Genomic DNA, 20,818 nt, shown 5'->3' on the forward strand with positions numbered 1-20,818 from the left:
GTTCGTGTTCGCCGTTTCATTCTTTTTATTATTCGTGCCAGACAACGTTATGCCCCCTTCCGGCTTTCCAGCTTAATTCTAGGATCAATTAGTACATAAGCGATATCCGTCAGGAAGCGTGCCAACATGAGGAGAATACCATAGAAAATCGTGATTCCCATAATCATGGTATAATCCCGGTTAGTGATGCTTTCTACGAATACTTTACCAATTCCCCCGATGTTAAAGATCTGTTCAATAACAACGGAACCTGTAATGATGTTTGCTGTCATTGGACCAACATAAGTTACTACCGGTAAAATACCATTACGTACAACGTGTTTAAACATAATCGCTGGCCATTTCAAACCTTTGGCCTTAGCCGTTTTGATATAATCGGCATGTAAAACTTCCAGCATGCTGGAACGCGTCAAACGTGCAATAAAGGCAATTGGTGATGCGGACAGTGCTGCAACAGGGAGCACATAGTCAAGTGGTCCGTCGAAGCCCATAACGTTGAACCATCCCAATTTGAAAGCAAAGACATATTGCAATAACGATGCAAGCAAGAAGCTCGGAACAGCAATACCTATGACAGCGACGACCATGGTGACATCATCAATCAATTTGCGGTGATAAACTGCTGCGAGAAGACCCAACAATACACCAACAATAATGGAGATAAGGATTGCAAAGATCCCAAGCTTCAGTGAAGCTGTGAATGTTTGAGTAATCATGTCCGTTACATCCTGGTTCAGATACCTCATAGAAACGCCGAAATCCCCTTTAAGGATTCCTCCCATATACTTCAGGTATTGTTCATACATCGGTTTATCCAAACCGTACTTAACTTCTAAAAGTTGACGAATTTCTGGCGATAGTTTCTTTTCTGCTGTAAACGGGTCACCAGGAATGGCCTTCATCAGGAAGAAAGTCAGCGATGCGAGTATGAAAAGCGATAGCAGCATAAATAATAGTTTTTTCAACACATACTTAACCAACCCTTGCACACCTCCACAAACAATATTTTGTATACAAATCGATTGTAGAATTAGACAGAAATAAAGTCCAATCCATTTATCGGAAATTTCAAGAATTATAAGGAAAATCGGTGCACATACAAAAAATCGGGATATATATGGAATTCCACATATATATCCCGAAGTATTCATATTAGACTTCAGAACAACTTATTTCTCTTCCAGATATGCACGCGTGAAGTCAATAGCTCCACTGAAATCAAGTTGTACGCCTTTCAGGTAAGGCTTGGTCAAAGATACGTTAGTGTAGTAATAAATTGGCAAAACGCCCATTTCATCTTGAATCAGGATTTTCTCAGCGTCAGCAAATGCAGCCATACGTGCAGCTGGATCAGCAGATTTTACAGTGTCTTTAACATCTTTGTCATACTGTTCGTTGCTGAATTTGGAATCATTGTTTGTGTTTCCAGTAGTCCACATTTCCAAGAAGTTGTATGGATCGTTGTAGTCAGCAGACCAACCTGCACGAGCTACTTGGAAGTTTTGATTTTGACGATTCTCAAGGAATACGCCCCACTCTTGGTTTTCTGTTTTCACATCAACACCAAGATTTTGTTTCCACATGTCAGCAACCGCCAAAGCGATTTTTGCGTGACCATCACTAGTATTGTAGATCAAAGTAACAGCTGGCAATGTTGTGTAACCTTCTTCTTTCATACCTTCAGCAAGCAATGCTTTTGCTTCGTCCACATTTTCTGTGAAGTAATCATCTTTGTGTTCATCACGGAATTCGCCGTTTTCACCACGGATACCTGGAGGTACAAAGCCGAATGCCGGAATTTGTCCACCTTGTGTTACTTTGTCAACGATCAGTTGACGGTTAATAGACATCGCAAATGCTTTACGGATTTTAACGTTGTTAAATGGTGCTTCGTTTACGTTGAACTGGTAGTAGTAAGTACTTGCAATACCAGTAGCTTTGAACTCGTCCGGCAATTCCGCTTTTACAGAAGGAATTTGGTCGGATGGAATTTCACCGTTAGGTGCACCAGTGTAGTCCAATTGTCCTGATTTGTAAGCTTGCAGTTCGGAAGCACTGCTGTTAGTCAGAGACATATCGATTTGAGCCAATTTAATATCGGCAGCTGCATGGTAACTATCGTTTTTCTTCACAACAATTTTTTGACCTTTAGCGTATTGATCCATTACAAATGGACCGTTAACGATCATGTTTTTGTAGTCTGTGAAGAATTTGTCATTCGTGTCAGCAGATGCATGTACTGGGTAGTACGTGTAGAATGCTGTCAGACCCAAGAAGTAAGGTGTTGGGTTTTCCAACGTTACTTCCAATGTGTGCTCATCAGTAGCTTTAACGCCTACTTGTGAGAAATCTGTGATTTTAGTACCAGTGTATGTTTCATCTTTGCTGAGGTTGTAACCTTCAGCTCCTTTGATGTAGTACAATTGGTATGCATATGGAGAAGCTGTTTCCGGTTTCAAAGCACGTTCCCAAGAACGAACAAAGTCTTCGGCAGTGATTGCATCACCGTTGCTCCATTTAGCTTCCGGGTTCAGGTTGAAAACATATTTCAACCCATCTTCGGAGATTGTCCAGTCTTTAGCAACACCTGGAGCTTCTTTACCATCAGCATCGATGCGAACAAGACCTTCATACAAGAATTTCAGAACTGTGTTGGTTTGGCTATCTTTTGCTTGAGCCGGGTCCAACGTAGGAGGTTCAGCTGACAGGTTGATTTTCAGGATTTGATCTTTAGCAAGACCATTTCCTTCGTTTGCAGAACCAGTATCGGTGTTACCTGTGCCTTCGTTTTTCGATCCGCACGCTGCAAGTACGGTACCGAACGCCAAAATCAGCGTCAAAAGGACTAATAGACTTTTCCTTTTCATCTAACACGTTCCCCCTAAATTGATATGGTTTATATGTTTATAGATTATACAACCACCGGTCAAAAAAATCTACATTACTTTTTCAGAAAGTAATGTTTTTTTCAGTTTTCGACAAAATCGACACATTTTTTAGCTCTTTTGCGTTATGTATCCTCACATCTGTTGCATGAAGTATCTAATTAATCCAAATAAAGTAAACAAAACATACCCGAAACTCATGATGATGAAGGCCATGCGCCATACGGCCCGGAACATTCTACCCCCATCAACCTTCCCCTTTAGTCGATTTTGCGCACTCCCGATGAATCCAAGTGCTAGTAGTATGAGTAATAGTGTCAGATAAAAACCAAAATTCGATTCAAATGTTAAGTTGAATAACGCCGAAACTGAAAATACAAGAAAAAAGGTGGTTACATCCATTGCCATCCGCAATGCTGTGCGTTTGTCTTTTTTCCATGCGTACATGCCCCAATATACAAGAAAGAACGGAAAAAAGGGTAGTATGCTTAGTACAATAAAAAGTCCCATTAACTCACTCCTTCCGGTTACAATCCTTCAATCAGATCAAGCAGTATTTTATGTGTAGGTGCAGCAAGGCCTGACTTATGTGCCATCCTTACAATATGTCCGTTGATTGATCCGACTTCTGTACCACGTCCTTGAAGAACATCTGCAAGCATAGAGGAAGTATTCGAGGCTGTGGAACGACAGACACTAATCAGTTGCTCCCACATATCCTGATCTAGGTGTATACCACTTGCGGAGTAGATCACCAATGTTTCATCATATAACTGGCGCATAAACCGCTTGCGTTCTTCCTTGTTGATTAATTCACCATTGGGAATACGCCATAGTGCCGTAAGCGGGTTAATGACCGCGTTGATCAACAGTTTCCTGTATATCAGCTTATCGATTTCATTCGACACTGTACAGTCAAATCCTGCCTGTTGCATAAGTCTCGATAGAGTAAATGTTTTCTCCATCTCTATAGATGTAGAAGCTTCTATATCTATGTTACGTTTTCCTAGTCTGGTTTCACCTGTGCCTGCACGAGTCACCTGGTACTCGGTACGCTTTGCCCCCTCTGTGGTAATCGCGCTACATATAAGTGAATTCGGCAAAGCAGCTTTTAGTTTCTCCAGATGGCCCATCCCATTTTGAAAACACGCGATATTCAGCACCTGATCTTTCAATAGACTAATCTCATGAATGAAATCGTCAATGCTTGTTTGCTTAACCATTAGCAATAACCATTCTCCAGGCGTGCGCTCCCATGTGCCAGACAGCTCATTGATCGGTTTGGCCTGTATCTGATCCGGTTGAATATGTATCTTCCTATCTTGTTCCACGATAGTTACTCCAATACGGTTTAGTAGGTCTGCCTGAGCAGTTGTTCGGGTCCAAAATCGAACCTGATTACCCGCTGCGAGCAGTTTTCCGCCATACAAAAGACCCAGCGATCCTGCTCCTACAACGTCAATGATCATAAGATTCGCTCCTCTCGGCTTCAGTAGTTACTCTCATTTTATCTATCATAGAACAAAAACAGCAAACTAAAAACCCGTCATACCTACCGTCATGTAACGGAGGTGTGGCGGGTTCATATCTGAGTTTCGCAAATCAAACACCTGTTCTTACTATTCAATCCGTTCCAGGTTCCCGTTGGCATCCATCTTGAAACGTGTTTTGAGTTCCTCTTCTTCTTCGGACAAAAATGCGAGTCTGCGAGCCCGATCCATAATCTGAATCAAAGCCTTATAATCGTCATTCACCACACGGTAATCCGTCTGTACTTCGTTCACTTCCTTGGATAGACGGTCATTCTCGCAGCGCAGTTCAAGCAATTCATCTTCTTTCTCCCGAAGTTCCTTTTCCAGCATCTTGAGCTGACGACTACTCTCCTGCACTGTTCCTTTCCATTGTCGCAGGAAACGAATTACTGCATCCATAGATAATGAATCGTCCGAGATCCCATCTGATTTGTACAGATGTTCTTCGGTATCCAGTGTAGATAGAGCTGCAACCTGCGGTCCCAGCATAGCCGGCTGCTTTCTGAGATAGCTACGTTTTTGCCGTTGTGCCTTGGCATTACTGATGGCAGACTCATACTTTTTACGCACACAACTGTTCCAGCGAAAACCGCATGCGGCAGAAGTTCTGCCTATTTTTTCGCCCACCTCTTCAAAAGCGGCCAGTTGTGTACTTCCTTCCCGAATATGACGCAAAGTTACCTCAGCCAATATCAAATCGTCCTCTGTACTCCAAGCATCCTGTCTCACTGCAGTCATGCTATAATACCCTCCTAACAACATCCTAAAATAACCGTCCGCATTACCGGAAGCCCGGTATGTGAATTAGGTATAAAAGCTGCTTCATTCATTCTTATGCCTCTCATAGAGTTCATAGAATTGATTTCATACTAAAATGTATTTCCACATTCAGGCTTGCTCATACGTAACATCTGTAAAACTACTCCCGTTATACTTGCTTTGGGGTAAAAAAGAATTCGCTTTCATATCCAAATTTGTTTACACGTTTTTCCTTTCCCGGTATAATGTTGTGTAGACAATCTATGATCGTACTTAGGAGAGGAGGATTTACCGTGGCACGCATGTTTCGGGTACTCGGGTTCTTCACGCTTGCGATTGGCCTGATGGCTTTTGCGGGAGATCTGGTCGAAATGGCTTTGCTTTTTTTCCTGCAGACTGCGTTTTTTGTCATTTTGGGATACTTGAAATTCACTGAACGGACGTACATATTGCTCTTCTGGGGTTATATGATCGTGACCTTCACGGGGTTCAGCTACTGGACCGTATTCCAAATGGGGTTGCCGCTCTAATCCACCTGCAACATTAAAGTGATCCGGCATCAGTCGGATTGCTTTTTTGTTGTTTTCAGATTACATGTTTGTTCATGGTGTTATGTAACCACTAAGGATATTTTACGAACTTGTTTCATATATTGTCTGGAAGGCAACAGGCCTGTACTATTGTTATTTAGGAAATGGAAAGGAGAATGATCAGTGAAACGTCAATACGGCATTGCCGCCTTTTTATTATGCATCATTTTATTCATACAGCCACCTTCTACCTATGCCTATGGAGAGTCTTCACCCGAGGATACACGTGAAATATTGCAAAAAAGTCTATCCATCGTCGAAATCGATCATGAAATCGAACGCATCGCAGAAAGACAAAAACTGCTGGCTCAACAATACGAGACATTATCCGTCCAGCTTCAGGAACAGGAGCAACAGATACATATTCAGCAAGATCGGGCCGGGGCTGTGGTGAGGTCCTACTACACGGGAGAACGTGACAGTCTTCTCATGACTGTCCTGGGAGCCAGGTCATTTAAAGACCTGTTCGTATTGTATGATTATTACCAGATTATTATTGGACGCGATCAAGCTGTGCTGGACAAGTATCAGGACCGTTATCGCAACTTGCAGCAGACTTCCACTCAGATTCGTCAAACTACATCAGAATTATCTGAAATGAAGACTAATCTTCAAAACCAGCGGGAACGTGTAGTCGCCTTGCAAAAAGAAATGGACGCCCAAATAGCCACCAGCGGAGATGCGGCAGCAATTCAAAAACTGATGGACGAATTGACCCTTTATTGGGAGAACATCGGCATCTATGAGGTGAAACGATATTTCAAAGCATTGGCATCTGCCATGCAGAACCTGCCCGATTTTATTCAAGAGCACAATGGAGGCATATCCACAACCGGAACGACGTATACGATTCGAATTGGTCAGGATGAGCTTAATGCTTTTCTTCGTTCTCAGAATCCCATTTTTGAAGACTTTGCGTTTGAATTCAATCAGGACAAAATCACAGCTTCCGGTCAGCGAGATCAATTGCAATTAAGCATTGAAGGACATTATACAGTAGAAAATGAACCTCAAAACTCCATTCGTTTTCATGTGGATAAACTTGTGTTCAATCAGCTTGAATTACCAGACACCACTCGCCGAATGCTGGAAAGAGAGTTCGATCTCGGATTCTATCCGCAGAAAATTTTATCCTTTGTCAAAGCCACCGATGTTTCAACGAGTGAAGGCGTACTGGAAGTACAACTTGCTATATCATTTTAAGGTTAGTTTGTCGTTCTGATACTATCTACGTATTGATTGGCAGTAATCTCTCCCTTTAGAAACTGTTGCACTTTTTGATGAAAACGGATAATCAAAGCACGACTTTCAGGCGTTGCAGCCGGGACATCTTCGGTTGAAAACCAGGATTGTCCCTTGGTCATATCATAATGTTCCGCGAGTTTCTCAGACTCTACATCCAGTTCCTGTTGCTTTGCGGGCAACCGATTAGTCTGTTGGTACCATTTCAACTGTGTACCAGCAGATGTCATGCCTTCAATCCACCTACTCGCTTCCTCCGCCTCAACCGAACCTGCAGTAATGACAAGACTTCTGGAGTTTACAGGTTCCAACGCTTCGATAGAAATACGCTCCATGGAATCTTTATCAACTGTACTTTGTTCTGCATTTAATAATTGAGATAACAATGTTACAATCATCGGCGTTACTTTCTGATCAGCAGATGAAGAGAAATCCGGATTGTCAGCCTGAACCATGATATACGGTTGAATCTGATTCATTAACTGCATTCCTTGTTGGAAATCCCCCGTTTGCGAAGAAATCTGCGCTCCCTTAACTTGATCCGGTGCCATCCCCGGTTCCAAATGATGCAACCACCCACTTGTTCCGTACACATCGTTCAGGTTCAATGCAATTAGAGGTATTCCTTCCGCAATGGCTTGTTGAGTCAATTTGGCCCACTGATCTTTACTATGAGGTAACGTCTGCAGACCCGCTTTTTTCAGAAATGAAGAATGTGCTGCCATAATGTATGGATCAAAATCAAAGGGCATGCCCCACTGATAACCATTCCACTCTGTCATTCCACGTAACCCGGCAACCGTCTCTCCAAGCGACTTCGACAATGTTGTGCCGTTCAGCGGATACAGATACCCTTTTTGGGCATAGTATTGCACTTCCTCACTATCAAGCAGAACAATATCCCCGTTCTCCCCTAGCGAAAATTCTAGATCCAGAACATGTTTATATGTATCAGGCTTCTCATTCCGAAGATTGATCTCTACCAGCTGAGAAGCAGCAACTTCTTTAGCTATCTTTTGAAAGGCTTTAAACTCTTCATCCGACATGGCGACTACAATCTCCAGTGGAGCTTGAGCATCCTCATTACGGGATGAAGAACCAGGAAAGGTATCTTTTTCCTGATCACGTTCCTGATTAAGCTGTGAACCTCTGAAGTCAAAACTCGGAGACAGGATCGTTAACGAAAGCAGCAATACCGCGAATAAAACAACCTGATGTCTACGCTTCATTAACTTCCCTCCCTGCTCACCTCGTTTTTTCCTGCAGCAATTATTGTAACAAATAAGTAGTGCTCTTGTCCTACCCTGCCAAAAAACACTTTTTCGGCTTTTTGCATAATAAGAGGATATCGAGTTCTGTGTAATAACGCTTTCTCATTTTTTCAGCAAAAAGCCGACTCCAAGAGCCGGCTTCCAAGGTAACATTTTCCGGGAAATAAATAACCTAAATTTTACAACAAATCAGCTGCAAGCTGTGCCAGCTTTGAGCGTTCTCCTTTTTCGAGCATGATGTGTCCGCTGATTCCCTCTTGTTTGAACCGTTCCACGATATACGTCAGGCCGTTACTTGCGGAATCGAGATATGGATGGTCTATCTGCTCAGGGTCTCCCATCAAAATAATTTTGCTGCCTTCACCGACCCTTGATACGATCGTTTTCACTTCATGGCGGGACAGGTTCTGAGCTTCATCAATAATGATAAACTGTCCAGGTATCGATCTTCCACGAATATATGTTAGAGCCTCCACCTGAATACTGCCAAGCCCCATTAGAATTTTATCGATATCTCCGGATTTTTTGGTATCAAACAAGAACTCCAGATTATCATAAATCGGTTGCATCCATGGCCGGAGCTTTTCTTCCTTCTCACCAGGCAAGTAACCGATATCTTTCCCCATCGGAACGACAGGACGAGCAATCAACAGTTTTTTGTATTTATGATCATCCTCTACCTTAAGCAGACCTGCTGCTAGCGCCAGTAAGGTTTTCCCTGTTCCAGCTTTACCAGTAATGGTAACCAGCGGGATATCATCATTTAAAAGCAGCTCCAGTGCCATACGTTGTTGCGCGTTACGAGCGCTAATGCCCCAGACATTATCATTACTGAGGAAAAGCGGCTCAAGCTTCGTCCCCTCTGTATTTACTTTTAACAAAGCCGATTTATTGGTTCCCATCTCATCCTTGAGAATGACAAATTCATTCGGGTAGAGCGAATATGACAACTGCAACGGCTTGATTGGTAAAAAACGATATGTGTAAAACTCATCAATCACTGACGGATGAACTTTTAGGGCTGTATAGCCTGGATATAATTCACTGAGTCCTGCCGTCCGATCTGATAAGTAATCCTGTGTGAACAGACCAAGTACATCCGCTTTGATACGCACGAGTACATCTTTGCTGACAAGCACTACTTGACGTTCAACTATCTCCTTTTCGTTTTCCTCAATCTGATAATTCAGCGCGACAGCCAAAATCCGATTATCATTGGACACCTCACCAAACATTTCCTGAACTTTCACGAAACTCCGATGATTCAACTCTACTTTCAGATTACCTCCATTAGCCAAAGGCACCCCACTGTGCAGGTGACCCAGCTCACGTAATCCATCCAACAGTCTGGATACATTGCGGGCGTTACGCCCAATTTCATCGGCATTTCTTTTTTTGGAGTCGATTTCCTCCAGTACAACCGCGGGAATGATTACCTCATGTTCCTCAAAGGCAAATATGGCATTGGGGTCATGCAGAAGCACGTTGGTATCCAATACAAAAATCTTTTTCATTCAATCCCCTCCAAAGCGGCGTCGTTAAAGGCATGGGCTGGAACGTAAAACTCGGGAATGTCGGATTAATCCTTGTAATATCCTCGAAGGAAGCCCGTTTCCCTTCATTCCCGAGTTCATCTTGATCGTATGATCTTATCAGCAGCGGCATGGACAATCATGCTCCCATACATAAATGTATTCGACTAGGACAAAATAATTGTCAACCATTCTGAAAAACTCCAAGAAAGGATGAACACTTATGAAAAAATGGGTTTGCACGTTGCTTCTAATCTTCTTAATTACCGGTTGTAATAACACTTCACGAAGTGCTTCACAAGAGCCGCATACGTCACATCCCAGAAGTTATGGAGGCAATATTGAAACACGAGAGAATCAACAGAATGGGACCCAACCGATCTATACACAGGACGATCGAATGAACCCTTCACGTCTGGACCGTTTCAACGAAAATACAGGTGAAGTCCATGACACGAACATTGTTGAAGATGATAAAAGTGGACGAATGCCAAATGAGAAACGAGTCAATCACCTGAAAGCCCTTGCCAAGCAAGTGGAAGGTGTTGAAGATGCGAACTGCGTTATACTGGGTAATACTGCCGTAGTTGGTATTGATGTTGATGGTGAACTTGAACGTGCACGGGTGGGTACGATTAAGTACTCTGTTGCCGAAGCGCTTCGCAAAGATCCCGAAGGTGTAGATTCTATTGTTACTGCCGATGCCGATGTCACTGAACGAATTAAAGAAATTGGTGAACATATTCGTCAAGGACACCCGATATCCGGTTTTGCTTCAGAACTCGCTGACATGGTGGGACGAATTATTCCCCAACTTCCGAAAGACGTCAAAGTCCGTCAAAATCCGGATGAACACGAGGATCAAGAACAACAAATGCAGCAGCATTCAACGGACAAAAGACAACAAAAAGCCCAGTGATCTCTCACTAGGCTTTTTTCATGGCAGCAAAAACCTGCTCATCTAATTTCTCAGCAGCACGCTGATCATATATTTTGACATATTGAGGCACAGAGGACAGTTGAGCGCCGTAAAACAGGGCATTCCTCACTGCTTCAATCGTGATGTCGAAACAACACATATTAAATGGAACATCCTGCAGCGGATCTTGTCGTACCGTCGCACGTCCGTTCACTGCGTACACCGTCTCTTCTCCAAAGACAGTAACCGTAATGAGCGGATTAGTGAGCATGTTGTTCACCAGGCGTGAACGATGATCGATCGCCACACGAAAAGTAGAAGCATTCTCCGCATAGATCCAGGAGATGGCTGTTGAAGTCGGACCTCCGGATTCTGCATCCACGGTGCTCAGAAGCACAAAGGTCTCATTCTTGAATTGCTGTAAAAGAGATTCAGTTAATTGTGTGACGGCTTCGGACATTCAACCAGCCCCCCTAAACTTCTTTATGCAATTCTTAAACTTGGTTTATGTTATTATAGCATACCGATTAATGTGCTTCCAATCCCAAAAGAATGAAGGTTATTCACCTGAAGGTGAAGTTGTTACTTTACCAGAAAGTGTATCTTGTAAAGCCTGCTTCGCATTGGCCAGTTCCGTCTCATTAATGTACACATACGGACTTCTCCACTCTCCGGTAACCGGAGTAAAATGCACATCTGAGGTAGAGATATTCCAATACGTCGAGATAAAGTTTTTCATTTGTTCCGATTCCACATCTGTCGTCATGTTCTTATCAACTGCACCAACCACTTTGCTAATCTTCGTAATACCGCCAAGAGATTTCATCTGATCCAGCATGGAATTCAGCACTTGGTTTTGACGTTTGTTCCGATCAAAGTCGTTAGACTCATCCGTCTTTGGATTACAATTCGATTTGCGGTAACGAACAAAATCCAGTGCCTCTTTACCATCGAGATGTTGTGCGCCTGCAACCAGATTGATATCGGTACCGTCGGCTGTATCTCTGTAACACATATTTTTATCCACAGTCACATCTACGCCACCTACGGCATTGACAGCATCACGGAAAGCCTGGAAATTCAGGACGGTGGTGTAATTAATGTCTACATCCAAATACTTGCCCATCATCTCTTTCATCTGATCCTCTGCATTTTTGCCAGTAGTCTTTTCCTGTGCCTTGAACCTCGGATAATAGGAGTTCAGCTTGTTAGATTTATACCCATCCAGTTGAATACGCGTGTCTCGGGGCAAAGATACAATCGTTGCCGTCTTCGTCTCCGGATTCAACGAAGCCACCATAACGACATCCGAGAGATACGTGCCAGTTTCCGGACGGTTATCTGTACCAAGCAACAGCATCGTGATTGGTTTCGTTGTGGCTGACATCCCCGGAGGTACCGGTTTGTCGATACCTGTATCCACGACTTGATTGTATACCCAATACGCATATCCGCCGCCTACCACAATGGCAATAACCAATAGACTTAAAAGGATTCTGCCAAACGCATTCTTTCTTTTTTTCTTCTTAGGCTGCTTACCCTTGCCATTCTTCGATCCAGAAGCGCCGGATTGCGTCGGTGCCTGTCTCCGTGGAGGCAGTCCGTTCGAATTCGAGTTCATATCTTCAACACCTTTATCACATCTGTTTTTGTCTAAATAAAAGACAACCGCTTTCCCTAAGGAAAACGGATGGTCTGTACAAGACAGGATTTATGAGTTTCGAGCGGCAGCTTCCGCTTTTTTCTTTTGACGACCTTCAATAAAATAGCGCACTCTCACTAACAACATCAAACCAACTGCCACCAACAAACATTGAATGATGGGAAGCTTATCGATTTGAAAAATAAGAAGCATGAATGTGCCCATCGCCATCAATATATAGAGAACGATTTCCTTACCAAGCGGTAATTTCTGACGTACCCGAAACACCTTGTTATATACGTAAGTAATCAATACAAAGATGACGATGTAGGCTACGATCGGGTTTGACGCGAACCATGCTTGCATGCACAGCCAGCTCCTTTCGTTATCATGCTAGGATATAAGTTAACTATTGTGAAACCCTTTTGATAACTCTGAGTAAAACACACATCGGAGGTGACCGTTCCGGTATCGGATCGTTCTTTTGATCGCTGTTATCCCCAGATTTTTTTGATCCATTTACTCAATGGTAAAATCCGGAGATAAAGGCGAACGCTTCGCTTCTGCAGAATCGATTCCGATCCCTTCACTACTTCCACTGTGCATAACATCGTTAACTTCTGTGTTCCATCAAATGCTAACTTATATAAATTATTTTGTTGTTATTAAGATTTTGAAGCCATTTTGCGTTGTTTCTCTGCACGTTCACGCTCGGATTTGTTCAGAATCTTCTTACGAAGACGAATAGATTTTGGTGTAATCTCACAATATTCATCGTCATTCAGATATTCAAGCGCCTGTTCCAACGAGAAGATAATCGGAGTTTTAATTTTAACCGTATCATCTTTACCTGAAGAACGAACGTTAGTCAGTTGTTTTTCTTTGCAAATGTTGACAACGATATCATTGTCACGTGTATGCTCACCAACGATCATACCTTCGTAAATTTCTGTTCCAGGCTCAAGGAAGAGCGTACCACGATCCTCAACGCCCATCATTCCATAGAACGTAGATGTACCCGTTTCAGTTGAGATCAGTACACCTTGGTGACGTCCACCCACTTGACCGGACACTACCGGAGCGTAGCTGTCAAATGCATGGTTCATAACACCGTAACCACGAGTCAATGTCAGGAAGTTTGTGCTATATCCGATCAAACCACGTGCTGGAATCAGGAACTCCAGACGAACTTGACCACTACCTGTGTTGACCATGTTAACCATCTCTGCTTTACGTGCGCCCAGGCTCTCCATTACGGAACCCATGCTCTCTTCAGGGATATCAATCAACAAGCGCTCAATAGGCTCTGTTTTCTTACCGTCAACTTCTCTTACGATAACTTCTGGTTTGGATACTTGAAGCTCATATCCTTCACGACGCATATTTTCAATCAGGATACCCAAGTGAAGCTCACCACGTCCCGAAACGACAAATGCATCCGGGCTTTCCGTTTCGTCAACACGAAGAGAAACGTCTGTTTCCAACTCTTTGAACAAACGTTCACGAAGTTTACGGGAAGTTACCCATTTACCTTCACGACCTGCGAATGGACTGTTGTTCACGAGGAACGTCATTTGCAGTGTAGGCTCATCAATTTTCAAAACTGGAAGTGCTTCTGGGTTGTTCGGATCAGCGATGGTTTCACCAATGTTGATGTCCTTGATTCCTGCAATCGCAACGATGTCGCCTGCTCCTGCTTCTTCTGTCTCAACACGCTTGAGACCTTGGAAACCAAACAGTTTCTCGATACGTGCAGTTTTACTTTTACCATCACGCATAATAACCGTTACCGATTGTCCTTGACGGATCACACCGCGGTTAACACGACCAATGGCAATACGGCCAAGGTATTCATTGTAGTCCATCAAAGTAACGAGGAATTGAAGTGGCTCTTCAACATTCTCTGTTGGGTGAGGGATATGACTAACGATCGTATTGTAGATCGCCATCATGTTGTCGTCCTGTTTCGCAGGATCATTATCCATGCTGGATGTTCCGTTCAATGCGGAAGCATATACAACAGGGAATTCAAGTTGTTGATCGTTGGCACCCAGTTCAATGAACAGGTCCAGTACTTCATCAATAACCTCAGTCGGACGAGCCGCTGGACGGTCAATTTTATTTACAACAACGATTGGTGTCAGGTTGTGCTCCAGGGCTTTACGAAGTACGAACTTCGTTTGTGGCATACAGCCTTCATATGCATCAACAACGAGCAATACGCCGTCAACCATTTTCATGATACGTTCCACTTCACCACCGAAGTCGGCGTGTCCTGGTGTATCCACAATGTTGATCAGGTAATCTTTATAAGTTATAGCCGTGTTTTTGGCCAAAATCGTAATACCGCGTTCACGCTCCAAATCGTTGGAGTCCATTGCGCGCTCCTGTACCGTTTCGTGATCACGGAAAGTACCGGATTGCTGGAGCAACTTGTCGACGAGCGTAGTTTTCCCGTGGTCGACGTGGGCAATAATCGCAATATTGCGAATGTGTTCTCTTGAATGCATGGTTTGTATCCATATCCTTTCCAATTTCAATTCTTATCTACTAAACTTCCCGCAATTTCGCAGGTTACTCACAAAATAAGCGTCGGTGATATCCCGACGCATGTCTATATCCCTTATATTATAGTTTATTATAGGTAAAAATCAAGATATTTCGCACGAAAAGACCACTGGGAATGTTACCAGCCTCTCCCTTGATGCCCTCGACCAAGCAATAACCAGGCTCCGCCCAAGATCAAAAGGACAGCCAGCACATAGATTATTCCCGTTTGAAGCAGGGTGAATCCGAATAATATGATGGACACCGCACCAAGGATTAAAGCCGCAGGTAATATAAATTCCGGTCTTCTCCGCTCAGCCATTGCATATTCGAGTAAACCTATGGCAATCCCCAGCAAGAATGCTGGCCACAGCCTGCTCATGAGTCCTGCACCCCATGTATTCGTTATACTGAATAAAACACCATACACCGTTAGTATGCCGGCAGGAACAAGTGACCACGATGGTGAAATACGCGCATAATATAACGCATGAAGGGCGATGCCTGGTAGCAGGATCAGCAAAGGCCAGAAATTACGACCAATGAATCCAAACACACCAAACTTGCCAAGCAGAATAATAATCCCCGCAACTACAATAAATAATCCAATCGCTTTTTCATTTCTCATCCTCATCTGCAATCACCTCTTATACCATTGGCTATGTACTTTTACTCTTATAATCGATGCGCATTCCATGATGACTGTTGGTTTCCTAACCTGTAATCCTGCTTCTAGTGTATCCGATGTTTCGGCAAAAAACTATACTTTATGTCGCACCTTGCTTGCTCCCTTTACCTGTATTACCCTAAAATCTGCAACTTATGACTAGCCCAATGAGAACTCTATGGAAAAGATATTTCTCTCCACACAAAACCGCCTAAACCAGATGGTTTAGACGGCCCTATGTCCAAGCAATTATTCAAAATCAAACTAGGCGTTCTTCCGCACAAATTTATGTGCGCCTCCAACCGCAACTACCAGACAAGCCATCGCTGTGGGTAGTAGCGTATGCACCTCTGATGCCATTCCTCCCAGCCATTCTCCCAACTTGGGATCTTTCATTACCATCTCACCTGCTGTGAAGGCCAGAATGCCTGAGCCGACGAATACCAGAATCGGAAATCGCTTCAACAAACCAACAATTAGACCGCTCCCCCATACGACAATAGGAATACTGATGGCAATCCCGATGACGATCAAAGCCAGATCCCCATCCGCCAAAGCTGCTATAGCCAAGACATTATCCAGACTCATTACAAAATCGGCAATCAGAATCGTTTGGATGGCTTTCCAGGTCGTCGAAGCCTCTCTAATATGTACTTCATCATCATTTTGAAGCAACAGCTTCACTGCAATCCACAGTAACAGCAGCCCACCTGCGGCCTGGATAAACGGAATTCCCAGCAATAATACTGCTACGAAGGTTAATACGCAGCGTAACACTACCGCACCAAAAGCCCCCCACCATACCGCCTTTTTACGTTGTATCGGTGGCAGATCCTTGCTGGCAAGCGCAATAACAACCGCATTATCTCCACTTAGTACCAGATTGATCATTAAAATCTCAGTTAACAGCCATAGCGTATCCATGTCCTCATCCCCCCACATTAACTTGTATGTCAGAGTTGTCCATGCTATTCTTAATGATTGAACAGTATATAAGGAGTGACATATCCCATGGAGCTATTTAGTCCCACATTCTGGCTGGCTTTGTTGAACGTTGTCTTTATTGATCTCATTCTGGCTGGAGACAATGCTATCGTCATTGGCCTGGCAGCTCGAAATTTGCACCCTTCCGTGCAGAAAAAGGCGATTTTATACGGAACTGGCGGTGCTCTTCTGATTCGAATTTTGGCAACGGTTGTTGTGTTATGGTTGCTTAAGGTTCCTTGGCTCTTGCTTGTAGGGGGCATACTTCTGATCTGGATTGCCTATAAATTATTGGCGGATCAGGGGGATGAACACAATGATATTCAGGCGGGAACTTCCTTATGGACCGCTATTCGTACCATTGTGATCGCGGATGCAGCCATGGGATTAGATAACGTGATTGCAGTCGCTGGAGCTGCGCAGCAGCATCTCGTGCTTGTTATTCTCGGACTCTTAATCAGCGTACCGATCATTGTCTGGGGTAGTACCCTGTTTATCAAGCTCATCAATCATTTCCCTTGGATCATCTATGTTGGAGCCATCGTTCTCGGGTATACGGCTTCCAATATGATTACTGAGGAGCAGCGACTCTTGCCTTACTTTACTGAACATCCGGCATTGCGCATTCTCTTCATCGTTGTCGTTATTGCAGGTGTAGTCTTTGCCGGTTATCGCAAACGCTCCAGCTGCTCCAGCAACAAGGGATCTGGAGGAGAACAGCAGCGCTCCTATTCATAGGGGTATCTAATCTAAAATGTCTTCTGAATACAGCAAAGGACTGAACGATATTACATCGGACAGTCCTTTTTTGTAGTTAACATAGCCCTTATTATGTCAGCCACGCTAATTTTTATTGAGTTTAGAACCAATCATCCTTCAATCCATTATCACCTGTTTGATTGGATACCACGGAAGTTTCACCAGCATGCAGTGTGATCGTTTCTGTCTGCTCTACCGCCTGATCCAGCCACTCCGGCAACAGGCTCATTGTCGATTCAATTTTATCCACAATCCGAAGATTTGGATTGGTTGAAGGTGACTTTGGCACAAAGAGAGTACAGCAATCCTCATATGGCAAAATAGATATGTCATACGTTCCGATCTGTTTCGATAGGGTGATGATCTCCTGTTTATCCATCATAACCAGTGGTCGCAACAATGGCAGATCCGTCGCACGACCAATGACATTCATACTCGGAAGAGTCTGACTCGCTACTTGCCCCAGGCTATCCCCGGTAATCAGTGCGAGTGCACGCTCACGCTCGGCAAGTTTGGAGGCAATTCGTAGCATTGAACGTCTCATCAGCGTAATAATCAGGTTATCCTGACCCAGTTGGGTAAATGCCGTTTGAATCTCTGTAAATGGAACCAGATGCAGCTTAATTGTTCCTGCATGATCAGCAAGGGCACGCGCCAAATCAATGACTTTCTCTTTGGCACGCTCGCTTGTGAACGGGTAACTGTAGAAATGGACACATTCCACTTCCAGTCCACGGCGCATGGAAGACCAAGCTGCAACGGGACTGTCTATTCCACCTGACAGCAGCACCATCGCTTTTCCATTCGTACCCAGTGGAAACCCACCTACTGCCGGAATGGTTTCATTGAAAATATAGGTGCCCTGATCCCGAATTTCCACTCGCAGTTCAATATCAGGTTGACGAACATCAACACTTAATTGCTGAAATTTCCGAAGGATCGGGGAACCAACCAAATGATTCATTTCATGTGAAGAGTTCGGAAACTCCTTCCATACTCGTCTTACATTCACCTTGAATGTGGTGCCTTCCTTGAATTCATCTTCTCTTTCGTCCATAAACGCAACTGCTGTTTTCACAATTTCATCAAGCTCGGATGGAGTGACTTTAACCGGACTAATCGACATTACACCGAATACCCGCTTCAGCACCTTAATCAGTTCAGTATGTGATTCACCGCCGAGATCTACATAGACACGGCCATATTCTTTACGAAGGCTCGCTCCTGGATAAGGTTTAAGCAAAGCTTTCACCTGTGTAATGATCGTTTTTTCAAATCGGGCACGATTCTTCCCTTTTAACATAAACTCTCCGAAACGGAGAAGCAGCATATCATATTTCATATCCATTACATCCGCCTTTCGAGGGGCCGCAACTGCGCCACCATCTGATGTAAAGCCTGTTCAAGCAAGGCTACATCTTCTTCTGTATGTTCATCTCCAAGACTAATACGCAATCCGCCACCAGCACAAGCTGCATCTCTGCCCATCGCAAGCAGAGCCCGACTCGGTTCAGCCGAACGTGAAGAACAGGCCGATTGGGTGGATATCGTTACGCCCAGTTGCTCCAAGGTGTGCAGCGCCACTTCTGCCTTCATCCCAGGATAGGAGAAGTGCACAATATGAGGTGCCCCCCCTTGGTGACTGTTCAATTCAAATTCAGGAATGGCACGTATCGTTTCCATTAATCGATCACGGAACACCGTTGTACGCCGGGCAAAATCAACCTGATCTTCTGCTGCCATCCGCATGGCCTTTGCCATACCTACCAGCAAGGCCACGTTCTCTGTGCCTGCTCTTAGGCCCTGCTCCTGTGATCCACCTGACAATAATGGCGTAAGCTCCACTCCACTTCGCACATACAGGAGGCCAGCTCCCTTGGGTCCACGGATCTTGTGAGCAGACAGACTGTACAGATCTGCCCCCCAAGCGGCAGGTGCTGCTTCCATTTTTCCAAACCCTTGCACACCATCCACATGGAAGAGCACGCGTGGTGCTTTCTTTTTGAGTTGTTTGCCGATCTCTCCAATCGGATGAATGGCCCCTGTTTCATTGTTTACATGCATCAGACTCACAAGCACCGTGTCTGGCCTAATCGCCTCTACAACCTGCTGAGCATTCACCACACCATCGGAATTGACAGGAATTAGCGTCACGTCCCATCCCCACTGCTGCAATTGCATAAAACTTTCATACACCGAGGCATGCTCGGTAGCTGTTGTGATGATGTGTTTGCCACGTGACTGATAACGTAATGCCGCACCTTTTATCGCGAGATTATTACTCTCGGTCGCACCGGAAGTAAACACAATCTCTTCAGGCTTAACACCTATTGCGGCAGCACAGCCGGATCGAGCACGACGCAACAATTGATCTGCACGCTCTCCATATCCATGAATGGAGGACGGATTTCCGAATTGTGTCTCCATAATTTCGGCCATCGTACGAATCACATCCGGATGGGGAGGTGTGGTTGCAGCATAATCAAAATATTTCAAATGAGGTTAGACCTCCCTTATCTCTTCGTTCATGAATCTACTGTGAGCATTGTAACACGATACCCATACAACACAAAAAGACCAACTGGGAACAGACGGTTTTAAGCGCCACTGTCCCCACATTTGATCTCATCCTGCCTATGATGGTTATCGCCAATGTCTTTCTGTGATTTTAGATCACATATTTAGACTGTGCCTTCTCCACCTTGGAGATATAATTTTGAGTTTCTGAAGGCAGACGGTTAAGCACACTCATCAGTTCGCTATCACTCGACACACCCAGACGTGAAACACGACCCGGTCCTGCATTATATGCTGCAAGTGCCATCTTCACTTCTCCACCAAAACGCTGGAGCTGAAGGGAAAGATATTTAGTACCCGCATCAATGTTCTGGGCAGGATCAAATGAATTACTCACACCCAGCCCTGCAGCCGTGCCATCCATTAATTGCATAAGACCCTTGGCACCTGCGGAGGACACCACATTCGGGTTAAAATTGGATTCTGTATCAATGACGGCTTTGATCAACGATTCAGGAACACCATACTTGGCGCTTGCCTCCGCAATCAAAGATTCAAAATCCGTAGGTACAGATGCCCCGGAATCCACCATGCCGGTATTGGATAAAGTTAATACAGAATCAACGATGTTATTGGAGACAGAGGACGCCCCTGCCGTATTCATATCCGGATTGTACGTGCTTCCAAGTTGCAGCCACAAAAGACCATCACTGGATCTTTTGGAGACCGTTTCGGTTGAACCATTCATGTTCGTCGAATTGGAACCCGTGCCTAACAGCCCGTCCATCATATTGGCAAAATCCACTGTTGAACCAGCATCTGGGGCTGATCCATTGGTTTGGTTATTATTCACATTGGACAATTGCAGTTCCAACAACTGCCGCGATCCGCGTGGATCAATCTGCATGCGTTATATCCACTCCCGTATAATTAAGCGTATTATGACCTTATTCTACATCGTTTTACAGCAAG

20 protein-coding genes are annotated in these 20,818 nt (G+C 44.2%); 4 read left to right on the forward strand and 16 right to left on the reverse strand.

Translation table 11 applies throughout. The features are described from left to right. Window positions 1–47: 47 nt before the first annotated feature. The 5 genes from WFI24_RS14745 to WFI24_RS14765 all read right to left on the reverse strand — a co-directional run bounded on the left by WFI24_RS14745 (window position 48) and on the right by WFI24_RS14765 (window position 5,155). Window positions 48–980 (reverse strand): ABC transporter permease, encoded by a 933-nt coding sequence (locus WFI24_RS14745; protein WP_336761891.1) that lies wholly within the window; start codon window positions 978–980, stop codon window positions 48–50. Window positions 981–1,169: 189 nt separating this feature from the next. After that, entirely contained in the window at window positions 1,170–2,867 is a 1,698-nt protein-coding gene (locus WFI24_RS14750; RefSeq protein WP_336761893.1) for a peptide ABC transporter substrate-binding protein, read from the reverse strand. Between the two features lie 153 nt (window positions 2,868–3,020). Beyond that, window positions 3,021–3,395 carry a DUF3397 domain-containing protein gene (locus WFI24_RS14755; RefSeq protein ID WP_336761895.1) on the reverse strand — a complete coding sequence of 125 codons (375 nt, stop codon included), beginning with the start codon at window positions 3,393–3,395 and terminating at the stop codon, window positions 3,021–3,023. 17 nt (window positions 3,396–3,412) lie between these two features. Further along, window positions 3,413–4,354, reverse strand: a complete 942-nt coding sequence (locus tag WFI24_RS14760) for a ketopantoate reductase family protein (RefSeq protein WP_336761897.1) — start codon at window positions 4,352–4,354, stop codon at window positions 3,413–3,415. Window positions 4,355–4,504: 150 nt separating this feature from the next. Continuing rightward, complete coding sequence (locus tag WFI24_RS14765; RefSeq protein ID WP_017687282.1) at window positions 4,505–5,155, reverse strand: RsfA family transcriptional regulator; 651 nt, start codon at window positions 5,153–5,155, stop codon at window positions 4,505–4,507. 314 nt (window positions 5,156–5,469) lie between these two features. On the opposite strand from WFI24_RS14765, the gene WFI24_RS14770 reads away from it, so the two are divergent. Together WFI24_RS14770 and WFI24_RS14775 are read left to right on the forward strand one after the other, a co-directional pair. After that, window positions 5,470–5,706 (forward strand): DUF2626 domain-containing protein, encoded by a 237-nt coding sequence (locus WFI24_RS14770; protein WP_076332330.1) that lies wholly within the window; start codon window positions 5,470–5,472, stop codon window positions 5,704–5,706. A gap of 183 nt (window positions 5,707–5,889) precedes the next feature. Continuing rightward, on the forward strand, window positions 5,890–6,969 hold the full coding sequence (locus WFI24_RS14775) for a hypothetical protein (RefSeq protein WP_336761901.1): 1,080 nt from the start codon (window positions 5,890–5,892) through the stop codon (window positions 6,967–6,969). Window positions 6,970–6,971: 2 nt separating this feature from the next. On the opposite strand, the gene WFI24_RS14780 is transcribed toward WFI24_RS14775, so the two are convergent. Then, window positions 6,972–8,237, reverse strand: a complete 1,266-nt coding sequence (locus tag WFI24_RS14780; protein ID WP_336761903.1) for an ABC transporter substrate-binding protein — start codon at window positions 8,235–8,237, stop codon at window positions 6,972–6,974. Window positions 8,238–8,458: 221 nt separating this feature from the next. Next, window positions 8,459–9,793 (reverse strand): PhoH family protein, encoded by a 1,335-nt coding sequence (locus WFI24_RS14785; RefSeq protein ID WP_145323205.1) that lies wholly within the window; start codon window positions 9,791–9,793, stop codon window positions 8,459–8,461. Window positions 9,794–10,034: 241 nt separating this feature from the next. Here WFI24_RS14785 and WFI24_RS14790 point away from each other — a divergent pair, with 241 nt between their 5' ends. Beyond that, a complete protein-coding gene (locus WFI24_RS14790; protein ID WP_336761905.1) occupies window positions 10,035–10,730 on the forward strand; it encodes a YhcN/YlaJ family sporulation lipoprotein in 696 nt (231 codons plus the stop codon). A 7-nt stretch (window positions 10,731–10,737) separates the two neighbouring features. Here WFI24_RS14790 and WFI24_RS14795 read toward each other — a convergent pair whose 3' ends face one another. The 6 genes from WFI24_RS14795 to WFI24_RS14820 all read right to left on the reverse strand — a co-directional run bounded on the left by WFI24_RS14795 (window position 10,738) and on the right by WFI24_RS14820 (window position 16,510). Continuing rightward, window positions 10,738–11,190: a pyridoxamine 5'-phosphate oxidase family protein gene (locus tag WFI24_RS14795; RefSeq protein WP_145323209.1), complete on the reverse strand. Its 453-nt coding sequence runs from the start codon at window positions 11,188–11,190 to the stop codon at window positions 10,738–10,740. A 99-nt stretch (window positions 11,191–11,289) separates the two neighbouring features. Beyond that, window positions 11,290–12,351, reverse strand: a complete 1,062-nt coding sequence (locus tag WFI24_RS14800; RefSeq protein ID WP_336761906.1) for an LCP family protein — start codon at window positions 12,349–12,351, stop codon at window positions 11,290–11,292. Between the two features lie 90 nt (window positions 12,352–12,441). Then, on the reverse strand, window positions 12,442–12,738 hold the full coding sequence (locus WFI24_RS14805) for a YlaH-like family protein (protein WP_047843765.1): 297 nt from the start codon (window positions 12,736–12,738) through the stop codon (window positions 12,442–12,444). A gap of 299 nt (window positions 12,739–13,037) precedes the next feature. After that, window positions 13,038–14,882, reverse strand: a complete 1,845-nt coding sequence (typA, locus tag WFI24_RS14810) for a translational GTPase TypA (RefSeq protein WP_145323213.1) — start codon at window positions 14,880–14,882, stop codon at window positions 13,038–13,040. A 176-nt stretch (window positions 14,883–15,058) separates the two neighbouring features. Beyond that, complete coding sequence (locus tag WFI24_RS14815; protein ID WP_336761909.1) at window positions 15,059–15,553, reverse strand: hypothetical protein; 495 nt, start codon at window positions 15,551–15,553, stop codon at window positions 15,059–15,061. A gap of 297 nt (window positions 15,554–15,850) precedes the next feature. Continuing rightward, window positions 15,851–16,510 carry a TerC family protein gene (locus WFI24_RS14820; protein ID WP_145323217.1) on the reverse strand — a complete coding sequence of 220 codons (660 nt, stop codon included), beginning with the start codon at window positions 16,508–16,510 and terminating at the stop codon, window positions 15,851–15,853. An 87-nt stretch (window positions 16,511–16,597) separates the two neighbouring features. On the opposite strand from WFI24_RS14820, the gene WFI24_RS14825 reads away from it, so the two are divergent. Continuing rightward, window positions 16,598–17,308, forward strand: coding sequence for a TerC family protein (locus tag WFI24_RS14825; protein ID WP_336761912.1), 711 nt, complete (start codon window positions 16,598–16,600; stop codon window positions 17,306–17,308). A gap of 121 nt (window positions 17,309–17,429) precedes the next feature. On the opposite strand, the gene thiI is transcribed toward WFI24_RS14825, so the two are convergent. The 3 genes from thiI to WFI24_RS14840 all read right to left on the reverse strand — a co-directional run bounded on the left by thiI (window position 17,430) and on the right by WFI24_RS14840 (window position 20,753). Continuing rightward, window positions 17,430–18,671, reverse strand: a complete 1,242-nt coding sequence (thiI, locus tag WFI24_RS14830) for a tRNA uracil 4-sulfurtransferase ThiI (RefSeq protein WP_336762250.1) — start codon at window positions 18,669–18,671, stop codon at window positions 17,430–17,432. A 5-nt stretch (window positions 18,672–18,676) separates the two neighbouring features. Beyond that, entirely contained in the window at window positions 18,677–19,825 is a 1,149-nt protein-coding gene (locus WFI24_RS14835) for a cysteine desulfurase family protein (RefSeq protein ID WP_336761914.1), read from the reverse strand. Between the two features lie 172 nt (window positions 19,826–19,997). Next, a complete protein-coding gene (locus tag WFI24_RS14840; RefSeq protein ID WP_336761916.1) occupies window positions 19,998–20,753 on the reverse strand; it encodes a lytic transglycosylase domain-containing protein in 756 nt (251 codons plus the stop codon). Between the last annotated feature and the right edge of the window lie 65 nt (window positions 20,754–20,818).

This window comes from Paenibacillus sp. USHLN196 (assembly GCF_037144955.1).
In the GTDB taxonomy this organism is placed as follows: Bacteria; Bacillota; Bacilli; order Paenibacillales; family Paenibacillaceae; genus Paenibacillus; species Paenibacillus xylanexedens_C.